This window comes from Listeria sp. SHR_NRA_18, assembly GCF_003856515.1.
GTDB lineage: Bacteria > Bacillota > Bacilli > Lactobacillales > Listeriaceae > Listeria_A > Listeria_A newyorkensis.
Window position 1 is genome coordinate 1 of record NZ_QPKR01000044.1, and the last position, 683, is coordinate 683.

The following is a 683-nucleotide window of genomic DNA, read 5'->3' on the forward strand; positions in this document are numbered from 1 at the left end:
TCAGCATAACTTTGTTTTCCTTCTAAATATTCTCGAACCACATGCAGTTTAAATGATACATCATATTTTGCCACAGCAAAACACCCCAAACGTTAGATTTTTGGTCTAACTTTTGGGGTGCACATCAGACAGGCATGCTTTTTTTCGTTTTAGTTGAATATGGATATTGTAGATATGATTTTTGATTGCATGATCAAGAAGTTGAATGTTTTTATTTTCTAAACCGATGAGTTGTATGATAAAATGGTCTGGCATGGTAATATCGCTCCTTTGGATTGGGTTTGGTCACTTTTATCTTAAAGGATTTTGATATTACTGTGTATTTTTTTGTCTTGAAATGGAAACAAAAATGTTGAGGCAGATGAGTTTCTACCCCAACATTTATTATAGAACCGAAATATTGAGGAACTGGAATGGCAACCCTTTTTTGAACAGAATTAACAAGTTGTCTTAAGTGAAGACGCCGATGTTTTCTACGGATTTCGCGATGCGAAAACTAACCGGGCTTTGGTAATTAAGTGTGCCATGGAGGCGGATATGATTCCACCAGTTCACATAATCTAACAACTGTACCTTCAATTGATTCAATGTTTGAAACTTGTTTGGATACACAAATTCTTTCTTGAATGATTTATACGTACTTTCAGCGACTGCGTTGTCATATGGGCAACCTTTATTGCTAA

The 683-nt window shown here is 35.4% G+C and carries 1 protein-coding gene; it reads right to left on the reverse strand.

The genetic code is table 11. From position 1 onward, the window contains the following. Nucleotides 1-450: 450 nt before the first annotated feature. Nucleotides 451-683: IS3 family transposase (locus DUK53_RS17045; RefSeq protein WP_143813221.1), on the reverse strand; the 233-nt coding region annotated here is incomplete at its 5' end.